Annotated in this window: 1 pseudogene; it reads right to left on the reverse strand. The window is 50.2% G+C overall.

The features are described 5' to 3' along the window. Positions 1–77: 77 nt before the first annotated feature. Positions 78–712, reverse strand: a pseudogene (locus OKC27_RS22760) (IS3 family transposase); the annotation flags it as partial. Between the last annotated feature and the right edge of the window lie 75 nt (positions 713–787).

Here is a 787-nt window from a genome sequence, read left to right on the forward strand (position 1 = left end):
GGGGCATGCAGTCGTGGCAAGCCCTCCGATGCCATATCGGCTCTTGAAGCTGGCTGAGGGTCATGGGTAATCAGGAAGGCTTTTAATACCCTATAAAATGTTGATTCAGAACCATAATATTCATCTTCATCCAGCAGCGTTGGGACGATTTGCGATGGCGGCAAGCTGGCAAACTTTGGCCAATTACACACTTCGACGATCTTCGCCTGTTCTGCTTCCGTCAGCTTATTCGAGGGCGGTGGACGAACCGCATCCGGCCTTTGATCAGCGGTGATCTTGCCATCCCGATACCAGCGCCGATAGGTGCGCAATGTAATGCTAGCTTCTTCGCAGGCCAGAGGAAGCCTCGCTCCAGCCTGGTTCGCTTCCTGTATCAAGTTCACACATTTAGTGCGCTCTGAGACCAAGGTTAATCGTCCTCGTTGTCGTTCTCCCAAAGCGCATTTAACTTTTTTCTGAGCACCAACAAGGCTGCGGTTTCAGCCAAAGCTTTTTCTTTGCGCCTCAGTTCGCTTTTTAACTGTTTGATTTCCTTATGATCAGCTTGGCGCTGTCGCTTAGCTTCCAACTCCTGCTCGCGGGAGCTCATAAACCCTCGCAGTGCATCGGTTTTCCAGGCTTTAACCTGATCAACGTACAGGCCTTTAGCCCGGCAATACTCGCTCAATTCAGCTTCATTCAAACTGGCGGTTTCAAGCACAGTGGCAAACTTAGGGAAGGTGCGAATAAGCGGGGAAATTCTTCTCGGCTGACTCAGTCATTTCATTTCTTCATGTTTGAGCCGATT

The organism is Aeromonas sp. QDB62 (assembly GCF_027705695.1).
Lineage (GTDB): Bacteria > Pseudomonadota > Gammaproteobacteria > Enterobacterales > Aeromonadaceae > Aeromonas > Aeromonas allosaccharophila.